This window comes from Amycolatopsis nivea, from assembly GCF_004522235.1.
Classification (GTDB): Bacteria; Actinomycetota; Actinomycetes; order Mycobacteriales; family Pseudonocardiaceae; genus Amycolatopsis; species Amycolatopsis nivea.
Window position 1 is genome coordinate 46973 of the sequence record NZ_SDLT01000016.1, and the last position, 16607, is coordinate 63579.

At 70.4% G+C, this 16607-nt stretch carries 14 protein-coding genes and 1 pseudogene; 6 read left to right on the top strand and 9 right to left on the bottom strand.

Annotation, left to right across the window (positions count from 1 at the left end; translation table 11 throughout):
• Positions 1 to 50 precede the first annotated feature (50 nt).
• Entirely contained in the window at positions 51 to 542 is a 492-nt protein-coding gene (locus EIZ44_RS20175) for a hypothetical protein (RefSeq protein WP_134730416.1), read from the top strand.
• On the opposite strand, the gene EIZ44_RS20180 is transcribed toward EIZ44_RS20175, so the two are convergent.
• On the bottom strand, positions 442 to 1230 hold the full coding sequence (locus tag EIZ44_RS20180) for an AraC family transcriptional regulator (RefSeq protein ID WP_134730417.1): 789 nt from the start codon (positions 1228 to 1230) through the stop codon (positions 442 to 444). The genes EIZ44_RS20175 and EIZ44_RS20180 overlap by 101 nt on opposite strands.
• Positions 1231 to 1284: 54 nt before the next feature.
• Here EIZ44_RS20180 and EIZ44_RS20185 point away from each other — a divergent pair, with 54 nt between their 5' ends.
• A complete protein-coding gene (locus EIZ44_RS20185) occupies positions 1285 to 2439 on the top strand; it encodes an MFS transporter (RefSeq protein WP_134730419.1) in 1155 nt (384 codons plus the stop codon).
• A 37-nt stretch (positions 2440 to 2476) separates the two neighbouring features.
• On the opposite strand, the pseudogene EIZ44_RS20190 reads toward EIZ44_RS20185, so the two are convergent.
• The 7 genes and pseudogenes from EIZ44_RS20190 to cbiE all read right to left on the bottom strand — a co-directional run.
• Positions 2477 to 2836: pseudogene (locus tag EIZ44_RS20190) on the bottom strand (GNAT family N-acetyltransferase); the annotation flags it as partial.
• An 80-nt stretch (positions 2837 to 2916) separates the two neighbouring features.
• A complete protein-coding gene (locus EIZ44_RS20195; protein ID WP_134730423.1) occupies positions 2917 to 6012 on the bottom strand; it encodes an arabinosyltransferase domain-containing protein in 3096 nt (1031 codons plus the stop codon).
• Between the two features lie 18 nt (positions 6013 to 6030).
• On the bottom strand, positions 6031 to 6690 hold the full coding sequence (gene bluB / locus EIZ44_RS20200; RefSeq protein WP_037817604.1) for a 5,6-dimethylbenzimidazole synthase: 660 nt from the start codon (positions 6688 to 6690) through the stop codon (positions 6031 to 6033).
• An 11-nt stretch (positions 6691 to 6701) separates the two neighbouring features.
• Positions 6702 to 7439: a cobalt-precorrin-6A reductase gene (locus EIZ44_RS20205; RefSeq protein WP_134730425.1), complete on the bottom strand. Its 738-nt coding sequence runs from the start codon at positions 7437 to 7439 to the stop codon at positions 6702 to 6704.
• Positions 7436 to 8446, bottom strand: a complete 1011-nt coding sequence (locus EIZ44_RS20210) for a Gfo/Idh/MocA family protein (protein ID WP_134730427.1) — start codon at positions 8444 to 8446, stop codon at positions 7436 to 7438. Before EIZ44_RS20210 ends, EIZ44_RS20205 begins: the two co-directional genes overlap by 4 nt.
• Entirely contained in the window at positions 8443 to 9204 is a 762-nt protein-coding gene (cobM, locus tag EIZ44_RS20215; protein ID WP_043839025.1) for a precorrin-4 C(11)-methyltransferase, read from the bottom strand. The genes EIZ44_RS20210 and cobM overlap by 4 nt, the downstream gene beginning before the upstream one ends.
• Positions 9201 to 10349 (bottom strand): precorrin-6y C5,15-methyltransferase (decarboxylating) subunit CbiE, encoded by a 1149-nt coding sequence (gene cbiE / locus EIZ44_RS20220; RefSeq protein ID WP_134730429.1) that lies wholly within the window; start codon positions 10347 to 10349, stop codon positions 9201 to 9203. Before cbiE ends, cobM begins: the two co-directional genes overlap by 4 nt.
• A 70-nt stretch (positions 10350 to 10419) precedes the next feature.
• Between cbiE and EIZ44_RS20225 the strand changes: the two genes are divergently transcribed.
• From EIZ44_RS20225 to cobC, 4 genes are read left to right on the top strand one after another with little or no spacing between them, the layout of a single operon-like run.
• Positions 10420 to 12408: a putative cobaltochelatase gene (locus EIZ44_RS20225; RefSeq protein WP_134730431.1), complete on the top strand. Its 1989-nt coding sequence runs from the start codon at positions 10420 to 10422 to the stop codon at positions 12406 to 12408.
• Positions 12408 to 13022, top strand: coding sequence for a cob(I)yrinic acid a,c-diamide adenosyltransferase (gene cobO, locus EIZ44_RS20230; protein ID WP_134730433.1), 615 nt, complete (start codon positions 12408 to 12410; stop codon positions 13020 to 13022). The genes EIZ44_RS20225 and cobO overlap by 1 nt, the downstream gene beginning before the upstream one ends.
• On the top strand, positions 13016 to 14368 hold the full coding sequence (locus EIZ44_RS20235) for a cobyrinic acid a,c-diamide synthase CobB (RefSeq protein WP_134730435.1): 1353 nt from the start codon (positions 13016 to 13018) through the stop codon (positions 14366 to 14368). Before cobO ends, EIZ44_RS20235 begins: the two co-directional genes overlap by 7 nt.
• Positions 14361 to 15386: an Rv2231c family histidinol phosphate aminotransferase CobC gene (gene cobC / locus EIZ44_RS20240; protein WP_240691357.1), complete on the top strand. Its 1026-nt coding sequence runs from the start codon at positions 14361 to 14363 to the stop codon at positions 15384 to 15386. Before EIZ44_RS20235 ends, cobC begins: the two co-directional genes overlap by 8 nt.
• Here the strand turns inward: cobC and EIZ44_RS20245 are convergent.
• Positions 15364 to 16563, bottom strand: a complete 1200-nt coding sequence (locus EIZ44_RS20245) for a hypothetical protein (protein ID WP_205673237.1) — start codon at positions 16561 to 16563, stop codon at positions 15364 to 15366. The genes cobC and EIZ44_RS20245 overlap by 23 nt on opposite strands.
• Between the last annotated feature and the right edge of the window lie 44 nt (positions 16564 to 16607).

Here is a 16607-nt window from a genome sequence, read left to right on the forward strand (position 1 = left end):
CAATCACTGGTGATACATTCGAGGAAGCATCACTAGTGATGGAGTTGGCGATGGTCGACGACGTGCTGATCGCGCTCGCGGTCGGGATCCTGATCGTGCGGCAGTTCCAGTGGCGGTCCGCCGAACCGCGGCGGATGCTGGTGATGCCGCTGGCGGTGATCGCGGCAGGGCTGGTTTGCCTCGGTTTCGAGCTGGACGGCGGGTTGCAGCCGGCGGACTGGCTGCTGGCCGGCGAACTCGTGCTGGTCGCGGGCACCGGGACCGCGATGGGGTACGTGACGCGCTTCCGGCGGGCCGGCGGGCTGCAATACCGGCTCACCGGCCCGGGAATCGCCTTGTGGGCGGTGTTTCTCGCGATCCGCATCGGCTCGTTCGCGCTGGCCAGCGTCCTCGGCGCGCACCTGCTCGACGCGACTGGGCTCATTCTCGTCTCGTTCGGCGTCAACCGGCTCGCGGCGAGTCTCGTGGTGCGTCACCGGATTGTCCACTGTGGAGGTAAAACCCCGGGGTATGCCCGAGGGAACGCCGGAACACGTCGATGAACGCGCTGGTGGTGGCGAATCCGCACAACTGCGCCACGGCGGTGACTGACCGCCCCTCCACCAGCAGCCGCAGGGCGTGGTAGAGCCGTAATTGGGTGCGCCACTGCGGAAATGTCATGCCGGTGTCCGCGCGGAACAGCCGGGTCAGCGTCCGGCCGCTGGCGCCGACCGTGCGGCCCAGTGCTTCCAGGCTGCGTGAGTCGGACGGATCCTCCTCCAGCAACTGGCACACGGCGGCCAGCCGCGGATCGCGCGCGGCGGGCACCTGCACCGGACGTTCCGGCGCGAGGGTGAGCTGGTCGAACAGCACCGCCCGCATCCGCTGGCCTGCCGGCGTCGAGCGGTCCTCGCCGAGTTCGGTGTACGCGATCAGCAGTTCGCGCAGCAGCGGGGTGACCGCGAGGACGGTCGGCTCGGTCACCGGCAACGGGCTCAGTTCCTGCGGAAAGCCGAACAGATGCAGCCGCGTGACGCCGTATGCGCGGTGGGAATGCACGGTGCCCGCCGGAATCCACAGCGCTCGGTGTGCGGGTGCGATCCAGCGCGACCGGTCCGTGTGCACGGCCAGCACGCCGCTGCTGGCGTAGACGATCTGGTGCTCGTCGTGCCAGTGCTCGGCGATGCCTGTGGTGGCCGCCAGGTCGCGGGTGTTCGTGGGCGCGGTCGGCAGGTGGCTGGAAATCGACACAACTCGGCACAATAACGGAATCGCGAAGGCAGGTCCGGGCCTGACGATGATCGAGTGACGACGACCCTTCCCGCTCCGACGCGTCCCGCGCGTTGGCCGATGCCGCTGATGGTGCTCGGCCACGCGGTCGACGACCTCTACCAAGGCGCGGTCCCCGCACTCGTCCCGTTTCTCGTCGCCGAGCGGCATTACGGCTACCTCGCCGCGGCCGGGATCACGGTGGCCGCGACGCTGCTGTCCTCAGTGGTCCAGCCGCTGTTCGGGGTGCTGACCGACCGGCGGCCGATGCCGTGGCTCGTGCCCGTTGGGATGACGGTCGCGGGGGCCGGGATCGGGCTGTCCGGGCTCGCCGATTCCTACCCGCTGACCTGGCTCGCGATCGCGCTGTCCGGTCTCGGCGTCGCCGCTTACCACCCAGAGTCGGCGCGGATCGCGCGCCGGATCGCCGGGCGCGGGCACGTCGGGATGAGCTGGTTTTCCTTGGGCGGCAACGTCGGTTTCGCGCTCGGGCCGATCGTCGTCACCCCGGTGCTGCAGGCGGGCGGGCTGGGCGCGACGCCGTATCTGGTCCTGCCCGCGCTCGTCGCCGGGGTGGTGATCGCCGCGTTGTTCCGGCGGATGAGCGACGTCCATTCCGCGGCGGGGCACAAGGCGCACACCGGGCGCGACGATTGGCAGCAGTTCGGCTGGCTGACCGTGGTGGTCGTCGGACGTTCCATCGCTGCCTTCTCGCTCAACACCTTCCTCGCCATCTGGGTCGCGCAGCGGACCGGCAGCGTGCTCGCCGGGGAAGTGGCGTTGGTGGTGCTGTTCGGCGTCGGCGCGCTGGGCACGCTGCTCGGCGGGGTGCTGGCCGGACGGTGGGGGCGGATCCGGACGGTTTACCTCGCGTATGTCGTGTCAGTGCCCGCGGTCGCCGGGATCGCGCTCGTGCCGGGGTACGGCGTGTTCCCGCTGATCGCGTTGGCCGCGCTGGCGTTGTATGTGCCGTTCTCGCTGCATGTCACGCTCGGCCAGGACTATCTGCCGAACCGGCTCGGGACCGCCAGCGGGGTGACGCTGGGGCTGGCGGTGAGCGTCGGCGGGGTGGCCGCTCCTGCCGTGGGGGCTCTCGCCAACGCGGTCGGGTTGCAGTGGGCGTTGCTGGCGCTGGCGGTGCTGCCCGCGGTGTCGGTGTTCGCGGCGCGGCGGCTGCGGGAGCCGCGGTGAGCGGTCAAACGTGGCGGTGACGCGAAGCCTCGCCGTGTCAGAGATGGCGGTGGAAGCGTCGGCAGCGGTAGACGCGGGTGAAGGTGTCCCGCAACTGCTGCTCGCTGGCCGCGTCGGCGTGCAGGAAGGCCCCGGCGACGGTGAAACCCGGGCCGGGGCGAACGGCGCGAGCGGTTTCCTCGCCCCGGGTCCAGGCGTCCACTTCGGTGGCGCCCAGGTCGCGCAGCCGAGGCAGGACGGTCTCCAGCAGGCCGGTCGCGATGCCCTGGGACTGGTGGTCGGGATGCACGGCGATCGTCTCGACGGTCGCGAGCCGGTCCCGCACTGCCGCGTCGAGCACTCCCGTCACCAGCCCGCCGGTGACCGCCGGGTGCAGCCTCGCGTGGCCCTCGACAAGATATTTCGAGGCGTGGCCCGAACTCGAGAGCGCCGAACCGAGCGGTTGTCACGCAACCTTCCCCAAGGCAGCCAACCCGGTTAACGGGTCGGGTCCTTGCCGTTCGGCTGCGAAGGCCCGGGTCCAGGCGACCACCAGCCCCACACGGTCTTCTCGCCGTGCCGCACCGTCGGCGCCACCCCGGTCGTGTACGGCTCGATCTGCAGCAGCTGTCCCCACGACTGGTACGGCTGCCCGTTCAGATAGCTCGGCACCTCGGGCTCGTCGGCGATCTCCTCGAGCCAGCCGTTCGGGCCGCCGTTGGTGCTGGACGCCCATTTCGCCTCGTCGGCGAGCTGGCCGGCGGTGATGCGGTAGTCCGGCATCGCGGAGATGCCGTCGTGCGAGGTGACCGGGTTCGCGCACGGGTACACGAACGACGCGGGCCAGTCGATGTACACCGATTTGCCCGCGAGCTTGTCGGTGAGCGTGGTGAAGGTCGGCACGCGCGGCGCGGACGCGGCGATCCAGCCGTCCTCGGTGAGGTCGTTGTCCACCATGACGATCCGCACCGACGTGGTCTCCGGCGGCAGGTCGCGCAGGTTGATCCGGGTGTCGTTCCAGCCGCCGGTGCCCGCGCCGGGCGGGAGCGCGAACTGGCCGCGCAGCACGCGCACGCCCTCGGGAGTGTTCACGCCGTACTCCAGGCTCACCGACGTGGGACGGCGCGGCTGGCTCGCGGTGGCGACCACGATCTGGCCGTTCTCGGTCCGGTCGGTGAGCGCGTACCAGTCGCTGCGCAGCCGTCCGGCGCGGGTCTGGGTGTCGAGGTAGCTGCTCCACATCGGCACCTGGTCCTGCTTGAACCCGTGCGGCGGCTCGGCCAGCGGGTCCTTGTCGTCGACCGGGCTGGTGTGGAAACCGGTCTGGATCCGGCCGTTGTCCTGGTCCGGGCTCGGCAGCGGGTTCGGCGGGTTCTGCGTCACCGGTTTCTCCGGCACCGTCCGCTGTTCGGGCTGCGGGTGCAGGATGCTCTTCGCCGCGTCGCGCTCGACCATCACGTGGTCGGACAGGTTGCAGCTCTTGCCGAACAGGTGCCCGATGTTGGCCGCGCCGAGGCTGTAGCTGTCGCGCTGGAAGTAGATCGCCGCGCCCATCGTGTAGATCTCGCCCGCCGCGACCAGGCCGCACACCACGACCAGCGACAGCGAACCGAGCCGCAGCGACCGGCTCCGGCCCTCCTGCTGGGTCAGCGCCGGGCCCGGCCGGTGCGCGCGGATGTTCTCCACGAACGCGTAGATCCCGGCGATCGCGGCGGCCGCGAGCAGGATCGTCGACAGCGGGATGCCGCCGATCGACGGCGCGACGTTCGTCCACGGCACGCCGATCCGCGAGACGAACCAGTACGTGTTCGGCCCGGTCGCGGCGAGCGCGCCGACCACCAGCAGCACGGCGAGGAACGCGGCTCGGTTGCGGTTGGAGCGCAGCACGGTGGAACTGGTCGCGAGCGCGGTGAGCGCCGCCATCGACGCGCCGACCGCGGCGAACGCGCCGAAGTGGTGCGTCCATTTCGTCGGGGTCAGCGCGAGCAGCAGGAAGAACAGCGCGGTGGTGCCGATCAGCCGGCGGCTCGGCCCGAGCGCCGCGCCGGGGATCCGGCCGCGGCGCAGCAGCACCACCAGGCAGGTGACCGTGCAGAGCAGCACGAGCAGCACCGGGAACCGGCGCGGCGCGGAGCCGTCCGGCAGGTTCTCGAAGAGCAACTGATACCGCGCGAGTTCCTGGAACCACGACAGGTTCGGGCCGACCGCGGTGCGGATGCGGGTGGCCTCCTGGACCGTCGCGAACGTCTGGTCGGCGAACATCACCACGAGCACCAGGAAGCCGGACGCGAGGATCGGCGCGAGCATCGGCAGCCAGCCGCTCGCCGACCGCTGCCGGACCAGCTTGAACAGCGGTTTCCCGGCGACCAGGAACGGGGCCACGGCGATCAGCCCGGTCGGCGTCGCGGCGAGGGTGAACGCGGCCGCGGTCAGCCCGAGGCACAGCGGCAGCAGGCGGCGGGTGACCAGGGCGCGTTCGACCGCGCAGATCGCCAGCAGCGACCCGAGCGCGGCGACCGGTTCCGGCCGGACGCCGTTGTTGTAGGGCATCCACCAGACCAGGAACACCGCGGCGGCGGCCCAGCCCGCGGCGCGGCTGCGGCGGACCTGGGTGCCCAGCCGCGGCATCACCTCGCGGCTGATCAGCAGCCAGCTGATCACGCCCAGCAGGTACGAGGGCAGCCGGATCCACGGCGGCACCGTGCTGACGTGCGTCATCAGCTCGTACAGGTGGTAGAACCAGCCGAACGGGGCCTCGGCGACGCCGAACCAGCGGTGGTAGTTCGTGAGGTACCCGGTGGCCTCGGTGACCCGGGCCATGGTGAGGATGTAGCCGTCGTCCGAGGTCACCGGCCCGATGAAGACCCACGCGCCGAGCACGCCGAACACCGTCGCGTCGCGGCCGGTCAGCCGCCACCAGCCGACCGGGGCCCAGCGCGGCGCGCGGCGGGCGAAGCCGGAGTCCATCCGCCACACCGCGATCAGGCAGCCGAGGAACGACAGCGCGGCGAGGATGCCGACGACGATCTTCAGCGTGGTCGGCGAGGTCTGGTAGCGGGTGTCCGGGACGACCGACACGTGCAGCCCGGCGATCGGGTCGCGCGCGGAGGTGATCGAGGAGTAGATGCCGAGCACGCGCGGCCGGACGTCGCCGGTGGTGTGGAAGATCGAGGTCTTGCCGACCGAGAGCGTCATCTGGGTCGCGTCCGAGTCGAGCGTGACCTTGCAGCCGTCCTGCGGCAGCGGCTGCTGCGCGATCTGCTGGCCCTGGCTGGACGCGAGCAGCACTCCGTTGTCGACGCGCAGTTGCATGCCGACGCCGTTGGCCGCGTGCTTGCCGGTGCGCCCGTCCGGAACGGTCGAGAACAGCAGCGCCGGGCCGTTCGTGCGCGCGTCGAGCGAGCGGATCGTCTCGCAGGGCAGTTCGGCCTTCAGGTCCTGTGCCCAGTACCCGGTCAAGGGCGCGTTGACGGAACGCGTGTCGGAGGCGACGGGCCAGACGACTTCCGCGGTGTCCTGCACGACCGGCAGGAAGGGATAGGCCAGGGCGCACAGCGCCGAAAGCAACCCCAGCACTACGGCAATCGGACGCATTAGAGGAAATCTATTGGGTCAGGGTTGACGCGGTTGCGCGGACCCCTCGTCGCGCGGGGTGAACCGCTCGTGGTGTAACGCGCTGGCCAGGGGCGCGCGGCTGCGCCAGCCGTGCCGCTCCAGGTCGGGAACCTCGGCCAGATTCGTTACCGGTCCTATACAAAGCCAGGCCACCGGCCGGATCCCGGCGGGAATGCCGAGCAGGTCGGCGAGCGCGGGTTCGCGGTAAAAACTCACCCACCCGACGCCGAGCCCTTCCGCGGTCGCGGCGAGCCACAGGTTCTGGATCGCCAGGCAGACCGAGTACAGCCCGGCGTCGGCGATCGCGTGCCGTCCGAGCACCGCCGGGGCGCCGCGCTGCTCGTCGTAGGTGACGACGATGCCGAGGCTCGATTCGCGGATGCCCTCGACCTTGATCCTGGCGAACGTCTCCGCGCGCTCGCCGTCGAGGGACGCGGCGAACACGTCGCGTTCCTCGTGCACGTGGCGGGCGAATTCCTCGCGCGTGGCGGGGTCGCGGACGAGCACGAAGTCCCACGGCTGGCTCATCCCGACGCTCGGCGCGGCGTGCGCGGCCTCGAGCACCCGGGTGAGGACGGCGTCGTCGACCGGTTCGCCGGTGAACTCGGCGCGGACGTCGCGGCGGCGGTGCAGGACTTCGTAAAACATGGCGTTCATTGATTCAGCGTTCATCGGCTGAGCACCCATTCGACGGCGGCGGCTGCGTCTGTGGTTTCCGCGGTTTCCGGAGCGGACGGTCGGGGCGGCCGGCGCACGACGACCACCGGCAGGCCGAGTTCCCGCGCTGCGGTCAGCTTCGCGGCCGTCATCGCGCCGCCGCTGTCCTTGGTGACCAGCACGTCGATGTCGTGTTCGGTCATCAGCGCGCGTTCGCCGTCGAGGCGGTACGGGCCGCGGTCGAGCACCACCTCGTGCCGGCGCGGCAGCGGCTGGCCGGGCGGGTCGACGCAGCGGATCAGGAACCACAGCGGGTCGAGGTCGGCGAACGCGGCTAGGCCCTGGCGGCCGCTGGTGAGGAACACGCGGGTGCCGAGGCCGGGCAGGAGCGCGGCGGCTTCCTCGAGGTCGGCGGCCCAGTGCCAGCGATCGTCTTCGCTCGGCTGCCAGCTGGGGCGGGCGAGCCGCAGGAGCGGAATGCCCGCGGCTTGGGTGGCGTGGAAAGCGTTGGCACCGATGCGTTCCGCGAACGGATGCGTGGCGTCGACCACTGCCCAGACACCGTTTTCGCGCAGCCAGACCGTAAGGCCGTCGACGCCGCCGAACCCGCCGATCCGCACCTCTCCGACCGGCAGGCGCGGCCGCGTGACGCGTCCGGCCAGCGAGGAGACCACCGGGACGCCGCGTTCGTGCAGCTGTGCGGCGAGGTCGCGGGCTTCCGCGGTGCCGCCCAGGATCAGGACGGTCATCGCCCGTACCCGACGGCCGCGCGCCACCGGTCGAGCGTGCGCATGTTGGCGACTGTTTCGGCCCAGGTCAGTTCCGGGCCTTGCTGGTCCGCGACATGCGCGGCGACGTAGTCCGCTTCCCGGGCGTAAATCCCTTGGGTGGCTTCGATTTCGATGACCTTCGGCTCGCCGTCCGACGGGGTCAGCACGATCGTCGAAACGCCCGGCGCGCGCAGTTCGTGGATCCACGCGGGCTTCGGCACGTACAGGTGGCCGGCGGTGCCGTAGATCCGGATGTGGTCGTCCTGGGTGAGCAGGTAACCGCAGGACATCTGCGCGATGATGTCGCCGGGCAGCCGCAGCAGGCCCATCGCGAACTCGTCGACGCCGCTTTCGGTGAGCCGCGCCATGCCGGTGACGAGGGTCGGCTCGACCGCCGGAATTCCGGTCGCGGCCTGGGAAACCAGCCGGGCCAGCGAGGTGCAGTAGCAGCCGACGTCAAGGATTCCGCCGCCGCCGAGCGCGGGGTCGCCGAGGCGGGCCGCGTCGTTCGCGTCGGAGTCGAAGCTGAACGTGACGTCCACGGCGCGGACCTCGCCGATCGCCCCGGATTCGATCAGCTCGACCAGCCGCCGCGTCTGCGGGTGCATGCGGTACATGAACGCTTCCATGAGGAAAACGTCGTTGCGCCGCGCGGCATCGATGACCTTCTCCGCGTCGGGCGCGGTGAGCGTGAGCGGTTTCTCGCACAGCACGTGCTTGCCCGCTTCGGCGGCCCGGATCGCCCATTCCTCGTGCTGCGCGTGCGGGGTGGCGACGTAGACCGCGTCGACGTCCGGGTCGGCGAGGAGTTCCTCGTAGCTGCCGTACGCCTTCGGGATTTCGTACCTGGTCGCGAAATGCTGCGCCCGCTCGGCCGTGCGCGAAGCAACCGCGGTGAGCACGCCGTGGCGGCTTTGCTCGACGCCGGCGGCGAATTCGGCGGCGATGGTCCCGGTGGCCAGCAGGCCCCAGCGCAGTTCGGTCACAACGACTCCGGTTGGCTCGCCCGGTCCCGGGTGCTCGAATACAGGAAACTGTCCGGGAATCCGCCCGCGGCGAGGACCCGGCCGACGAAAATCGTGGCCGCGCGGGTCATTCCGGCGGCCCGTGCTTGACCGGCGATGTCCTTGAGCGTGCCGCGGACCACCGTTTCGCCGGGCTGGCTGGCCAGCGCGACGACGGCGGCCGGACAGTCCTCGCCGTAGTGCCCGGAGAGTTCTTCGGTGACGCGCTCGATGTGGTTGATCGCCAGGTGCAGCGCGAGAGTCGTGCCGGTGCGGGCGAAATTCTCCAGCGTTTCGGCGTCCGGCATCGCGGTGGACCTCGCCTGCGCGCGCGTGATCACGAGGCTCTGCCCGATTCCCGGGACGGTCAGTTCGCGGCCGAGCACGGCGGCGGACGCGGCGAACGCCGGAACGCCGGGCACCATCTCGTACGGCACGCCTTCCGGTTCCAGCCGCCGGACCTGTTCCGCGACCGCGCTGTACAGCGACGGGTCTCCGGAACACAGCCGCGCGACGTCGTGTCCGGCTTGATGCGCTTCGATCAGTTTCGCGGTGATCTGGTCGAGGCTGAGGTTCGCGGTGTCGACGCGCTCGGCGTCCGGCGCGCAGTAGGCGAGCAGGTCGGTCGGCGTCATGCTGCCCGGGTACAGGCACACCTGGCAGCGCGCGAGCAGGTCGCGGCCGCGCACGGTGATCAGGTCGGCCGCGCCCGGTCCGGCGCCGATGAAGTAAACGGTCATTTCCAGCTCCACTGCGTGACTGCCCGGGACGGCGTCCATCCGGTGAACCCGCCGAGCGGTTTCGCGTGCTCCACGGAGATCCGTTGCAGTTCCCCGCCGTGCCGGGCGTACGCGGCGGCCAGGATCTGCTCGGCTTCGAGGGTGACACCGTGCGCGACGATCCGGGCGTCGGTTTCGACACACTGGTCGAGGACGCCGGGCACGGTCAGGCCGCCGCCGACGAAGATCGCGTCCGGGCGGGGGAGTCCGGCGAGTGCCTCGGGCGCCGGACCGGTGACCACCTGTAATTCCGGCACGCCAAGGGTATTGGCGTTGCGCTGGACGCGTTCGGCGCGCGCGGGGTCGCGTTCGATCGCGATGGCGCGGTTCAGTGGATGGGCACGGGACCATTCGATCCCGATGCTGCCCGCGCCCGCGCCGACGTCCCACAGAAGTTCGCCCGGAGCCGGGGCGAGGCGGGCGAGGGCGGACGCGCGGAGGTCGCGTTTGGTGAGCTGGCCGTCGTGCTCGAAGGCGTCGTCGGGGAGGCCGACGAGCGGGAGGCCGGGACCCTTGCAGAGCACGGCGAACACAGTGAGCGGGCCGGGGTCGCAGGTCCAGCCGTCGGAGCCGCGCTCGTCGGCCGCGCCGAGGTTTTCCCAGGCGGTAAGGGCGGAATCGCCGTACCCGCGGGCTTTGAGCAACTCGCGCAGTTCTGCTGCGGAGGCGCCCAGGACCAGCAGTTTCCGGTTGGGTGCCAGGGCTCGCGCGACGCGGTGGACGGCGCGGCCGACGACCGTCACGACTTCGGTCTCCTCGAACGACCAGCCGAGCCGCGCGCGGGCCAGTGTCGCTGACGAAACCGCGGGGTGGACCTCGAGCGCGTAGCCGCGGTCACGCAGGGTGGTGGCAATGCCGGACAGGTACGGATCGCCGCTGGCCAGCACGCACACCCGGCCGGTCTGCTTCGTGAGGATTTCGTCGAGCGCGGGGAGCAGCGGGCTCGGCCAGGGCTGGGTCCGGAGGTCCGCGGGCAGGGATTTCAGCTGCCGTTCCGAACCGAGCACGACATCCGCCTTCCGCACGGCGTCGCGGGCCGCGGGGGTGAGCCCGGCCCACCCGTCGGCCCCGATCCCGACCACCGTCAGGCGTGATTCTTCGCGCACGATTTCCCACCCTAAGCGACGGCTTCGCTGTGCGATGATCGGCCGGACGCCGACCCACGAGGGAGTGCTCTTGAAGCCCTATCCGTTCACCGCTGTCGTCGGGATGCCGGACCTGCGTCTGGCGCTCGTCCTGTCCTCGATCTCGCCCGCGGTCGGCGGGGTGCTGGTGCGGGGCGAGAAGGGCACCGCGAAGTCGACCATGGTGCGCGCGCTCGCGGGGCTGCTGCCGGGCGTCGACGTGGTGGAGCACTGCCGGTTCTCCTGCGACCCGGTCAGCCCGGACCCGGCGTGCCCGGACGGGCCGCACGCGGCGGGCGCTCCCGCGCACCGGCGGCCGGCGCGGCTGGTGGAACTGCCGGTCGGCGCGGCGGAGGACCGGGTCGTCGGCTCGCTGAACCTGGAGAAGGCGCTGGCCGAGGGCGTCACCGACTACCAGCCCGGTCTGCTGGCCGCCGCGCATCGCGGGCTGCTGTACGTCGACGAGGTCAACCTGCTGCACGACCACCTGGTGGACACGCTGCTCGACGCGGCGGCGATGGGCCGGGCGACGGTCGAGCGCGAGGGCGTTTCGGTTTCGCACGCGGCGCGGTTCGTGCTGATCGGGACGATGAACCCGGAGGAGGGCGAACTGCGGCCGCAGCTGCTCGACCGGTTCGGCCTGACCGTCGAGGTCGCGTCGAGCCGGGATCCGGAGCAGCGCGTCGAGGTCGTCCGGCGGCGGCTGGCCTACGAAGCGGACCCGGACGGTTTCGCCGACGGCTACGCCTCGGCGGACGCGGACCTGGCGGCGAAGATCGAGGCGGCGCAACGGCTTCTGCCGTCGGTGAAGCTGCCGGACGAGGCGCTGCGGCAGATCGCCGAGGTGTGCGCGTCGTTCGAGGTCGACGGCATGCGCGCGGACATCGTGACGGCGCGGACGGCGGTCGCGCACGCGGCGTGGGCCGGGCGCGCCGAGGTCACCACCGAGGACATCCGGGTCGCGGCGCGGCTCGCGCTGCCGCACCGGCGGCGGCGGAATCCGTTTGACGCGCCGGGGATTTCCGAGGAGCAGCTGGAGCAGGCGTTGGAGGATTCGCAGCCGCCGCCCGAGGGGCCGGACGACGACGGTCCCGGCGAGGGCGGCCCCGGTCCGGATAACGGCGGCCCGCCGCCGGACGGAGGCCCGTCCGGTTCGGACGGTCCTCCGCCCGCGGACAGCGGCGAAACCCCGGCCCCGTCGGGCAATGGGTCTTCGCCGCAGAAGACGGTCAGTGCCGGGGATACCTTTCGGGCGCGGGTCTTCCGGGTGAAGGGCACCGGCGAGGGCGAGCGGGGTCGTCGGTCGCGCGCGATCACCGACACCGGCCGGACGATCGGCGTGCAGCCGCCCAGCGTGCGGGAGGGACGGCCGCACCTGGTCGCGACGATCCGTGCTGCCGCACCGCATCAGCAGGCGCGGGGCCGGTCCGGGGCGGGTCTCGAAGTGCGGTCCGCGGATCTGCGGTTCGCGCTGCGCGAAGGCCGCGAAGGCAATCTGGTGCTGTTCTGTGTGGACGCGTCGGGCTCGATGGGCGCGCGGGCGCGGATGCGGGAAGTGAAGACCGCGGTGCTGTCGCTGCTGTTGGACGCCTACCAACGGCGAGACAAGGTCGGTCTCGTCACGTTCCGTGGCGCGGACGCCGAGCTGGCGCTCCCGCCGACGATCAGTGTCGAAGCCGCAGCGGCCCGGCTGGAAGGCTTGCCGACCGGCGGCCGCACGCCGCTGGCTGAGGGATTGCTGGAAGCCGCGCGGGTGCTGCGCGTCGAGGCGATCCGGGATCCGCGCCGTCGGCCGCTGCTGGTGCTCGTCACCGACGGCCGCGCCACGAGCGGTTCCGACGCGGTCGCGCGAGCCAAGGCCGCCGCGGGTTTGCTGACTGACGTGACGACGATCGTGATGGACTGCGAGACCGGCCGGATGCGTCTCGGCCTGGCCACGGAACTGGCCGGGCACTTGGGTGCCGAGCACGTGCCACTGTCCGAGGTGGCCGCTGAATCGCTGGCCTCGGCCGTGCGCGAACGGACGGGGAGGGCTGCCTGATGCCGCAGGGAAAACCGGCTGTCGTGCCGAAGGACGGGCTCACCACGCGGCAGCGCCGCAACCGCCCGCTGCTCGCCGTGCACACCGGCGAGATGAAAGGGAAATCCACCGCGGCGTTCGGCATGGCTTTGCGCGCGTGGAACCAGGGCTGGTCGATCGGCGTGTTCCAGTTCGTGAAGTCGGCGAAGTGGCGCGTCGGCGAGGAAGCCGCGTTCAAGGCGCTCGGGAAGCTGCACGACGACACCGGACAGGGCGGTCCGGTCGAGTGGCACAAAATGGGCGAGGGCTGGAGCTGGTCGCGCAAGCAAGGGTCCGAAGAGGACCATGCCGCCAACGCCCAGGAGGGCTGGGCGGAAATCAAGCGCCGGCTCGCCGCCGAAACGCACGATTTCTATGTGCTGGACGAATTCAGCTACCTGCTCAAATGGGGCTGGCTCGAGGTCGACGACGTCGTGTCCACTTTGGCCGCGCGGCCCGGGCACCAGCACGTCGTGATCACCGGCCGTTACGCGCCGCCGGAATTGATCGAGGCCGCGGACCTGGTCGCGGAAATGACGAAGGTGAAGCACCCGATGGACGCCGGGCAGAAGGGCCAGCGGGGGATCGAGTGGTAGCACGGGTCGTCATTGCCGCACCCGGTTCCGGGCACGGCAAAACCACCATCGCGGCCGGTCTGATGGCCGCGTTGCGCACCGCCGGGCACGTCGTGTCCGGGCACAAGGTCGGTCCGGATTTCATCGACCCCAGCTACCATTCGCTCGCCACCGGTCGCCCCGCACGGAACCTGGACCCGTTCCTGCAAGGCGAGGACACGCTGGTTCCGTTGCTGCGCCACGGTTCCGCGGGCGCGGACATCGCGGTCATCGAAGGCGTGATGGGCCTTTTCGACGGCGCTTTGGGCACCGAAGGCTACGCGTCGACCGCCCATGTCGCGCGGCTGCTCGACGCGCCGGTCGTGCTGGTGGTCGACGCTTCGGCGGCTTCGCGCAGCGTCGCGGCGACCGTGCTGGGGTTCGCGCAGTACGACACCCGCGTCCGGCTGGCCGGGGTGATCCTGAACAAACTGGGCTCGCAACGGCACGAAGACGAGATTGTCACCGCGCTGGAAGCGACCGGCGTCCCGTTGCTGGGTGCCTTGCGGCGTAACGAAAACGTACACGCGCCGAGTCGGCATCTCGGGTTGGTTCCGGCCGCCGAACGAGCCGCGGAGTCGCAGCGGCTGCTGCCGGAACTGGCGGAATGGGTTGCCGCTGGGGTCGATCTCGAAGGCATCGTGCGGGTGGCCCGAAGCGCCCCCGCACTGACTGGTCCTTTGTGGAATGCCGGTCCCGAGTGGGACGGTCCGCGTGCGACCCTCGCCGCTGCGGGCGGTCCGGCGTTCACCTTCCGCTACGCCGAGAACATCGAATTGCTGGCCGCTCGCGGAATCGACGTCGTGGACATCGACCCCTTGCGAGACAAGGCCCTGCCCGCCGGGTGCGCCGGGTTGTACTTCGGCGGCGGATTCCCGGAAGTGCATGCCGCCGAGCTGTCGTCCAATGTGGAACTCCGGACGGCAGTCGGTGAGGCTATCGACGCCGGAATGCCGGTGAGTGCGGAATGCGCGGGCTTGCTGTACCTGTGTCGTTCCTTGGACGGATTGCCGATGGTCGGCGCGGTCGCCGCGGACGCGACCATGACGTCGCGGGGGAAACTCGGTTACCGTCGGGCGGTCTCGGTCGTGGACAACGTGCTCGCAGCGGCCGGGCAACGGGTCACCGGACATGAATTCCACCGCACCGAAATCACTCCCGCACACGGGGAAACCGCCGCGTGGGGCTGGGATCGCAGCCTGGACGGGTTCGCCTCGGCTTCGCTGCACGCGTCTTACCTGCACGTTCACTGGGCCGGGCATCCCGAACTGGCGGACCGTTTCGCCTCGCAGGCGCGCGCCCATTCCCTGGCAGCAGTCCATGGCTGAGTACGACCTCCACCACCACGGCGATCGCGAAGTCGGCGAGGGACTTGTCGACCTGGCCGTGAACGTCCGGCTCCCGGCTCCGCCTTCGTGGCTGCGCGCGGAACTCGCCGCCGCCCTGGACGACCTGGCAGCCTACCCGGACCCGACCCGCGCCGCGGAAGCCGTCGCTGCCCGCCATGGCCGGGATTTCGCCGACGTCCTGGTGACTGCCGGTGCCGCGGAAGCGTTCACGCTGCTGGCCGCGCTTCCCGCTGAGCACGCAGTGGTGGTCCACCCGCAATTCACCGAACCGGAAGCCGCTCTGCGCGCCGCCGGACACACCGTCGACCGGGTCACCCTGTCCGAAGTGGACGATTACCGCCTAGATCCCGCCGCGGTCCCTGATTCAGCCGACCTGGTCTTCGTCGGCAACCCGACCAACCCGACCTCGGTCCTGCACCCCGCCGATTCGCTGCGGGCCTTGGCACGCCCCGGACGAGTCCTCGTGGTGGACGAAGCTTTCCTTGACGCCGTCCCCGGGGAGGTCGAAAGCCTTGCCGGAGAACGAATCCCCGGCGTAGTGGTGGTGCGAAGCCTCACCAAGACCTGGGGCTTGGCGGGCCTGCGAGCCGGATACGTCCTCGCCGAACCGTCATTGATCGCCCGATTGCGCGCGGTACAGCCACCCTGGTCAGTGTCCACTTTGGCCGCTGTAGCGACGGTTGCCTGCTGCCGTCCCGCCGCCCTGGAAGAAGCTGAAAAACTGGCCGCCGCCGCGGAAGCCGACCGCGACTACCTGGAATCCGGCTTGGCCGCCCAGGGAATTCCCGTACTCGGCACCCCGCGCGGCCCGTTCGTGCTGATCCGAGTCCCCGGCGGCGCGGATGTCCGATTGAGACTGCGCGAAGCAGGCTACGCCGTCCGTCGCGGCGACACTTTCCCCGGCCTTGGCCCCGACCACCTTCGCCTCGCGGTCCGAGACCGCGCGACGACGGACGCTTTCCTTGCTGCGCTGGCTAATGCTTCTGGAGCGCGGTGAATTCGTCAAGCCAAGCGTAATTCGGCGCAACCGTGCCGTCGGGATTCTTCTGCACGGTCGCCCGTGCGAACACGCTGTTGAGCAGCCACGGCGGAGTATCCGGTCCGAAGTCCCCGCCCTTGAGCGCGGCGATGCCCTGATCGATGCCGTACGCGGCGACGGCGAGCTTTCCGGTCGCGCGGAACTTCGTCATCTGGTCGGTGAGGAAGTTCTTGTTGTTCTCGAACCACGGGCTGGTGCGGAGGAAATCGTCCCACCGCGCCTTGGGGAACGGCTGGTGCAGCGCGTTGCGGATAACCTGCCAGACCTTGGTGTCCTGCGGCACGTGGTACTTGCCCGCGTACTCGGTCGAGATCCGGTCGGCGAGATGCTTCTTCCACAGTTGGACCAGGGAGAACTCAGTGACGAGGAACTTCTTGCCGCCCAGCTTGGGCAGGGTGTAATCGAGAAACGCCTGAACCTCGTCCGGCGCGCCGACGTGCGGATGAAGGTCGGTGCCTGCGATCTCCGGCGTGTCGCGGACGTACTTCAGCCAGCGTTCCGTGCCCGCGCCAGTCCACTTGGGATCCTCGAGATTGTTGAGCGCGCCCATATAGAGGGCGGTCTTTCCCTTGCGCTGCTTGATCACGTGGGCGGCGACGGTCTCGTAGAATTCGTTGAGCGCGCCGTTGTTCCAGTCCGCCCGCGGGCATTCGATGAACGGCTCGTTGCCGATCACCAGGATGTCGACCTTGTCCATGACCGCGGGAAGCACTTTGTCGACCCGCGCGAGATCGGCCTGCATCTCCGGGGTCCCGGGCCGTGGAATCGGCTTGTGGGAGTCGGGAAAATACGGAAACTTGAGCGACAGAACAGTGCCGTACTGGCGATCGGCCGCTTGCAGCAAGGTCTTGATCGTCGGGTTTTCGGTGGCGCCGTGCTTGTCCAGGTCGGGCATCGCGGTGAACCCGCGCACCCACTTCGCGCCGGACCGCTGAAGCTCGTCCCAGCCCATGGTGTCCGGATCGGCGTTGAAATTCGCCCCGAGCGCTCCGTCCGGCTTGGGCACCGCGGTGTTCGGGGCCGGGGCATCGGGCGTCGAACTGCAGGCAGCCGTGGCGAAAACCGAAAAACCGGCGGACAACTGGAACAGCCGACGCCGGGTAAAGTGCGCGGATGCGGGCGAGCTGGATGCCACGAGGTCCCCTCGGTCATGCGTCGCGGACTCTTCCTTGGTAACAC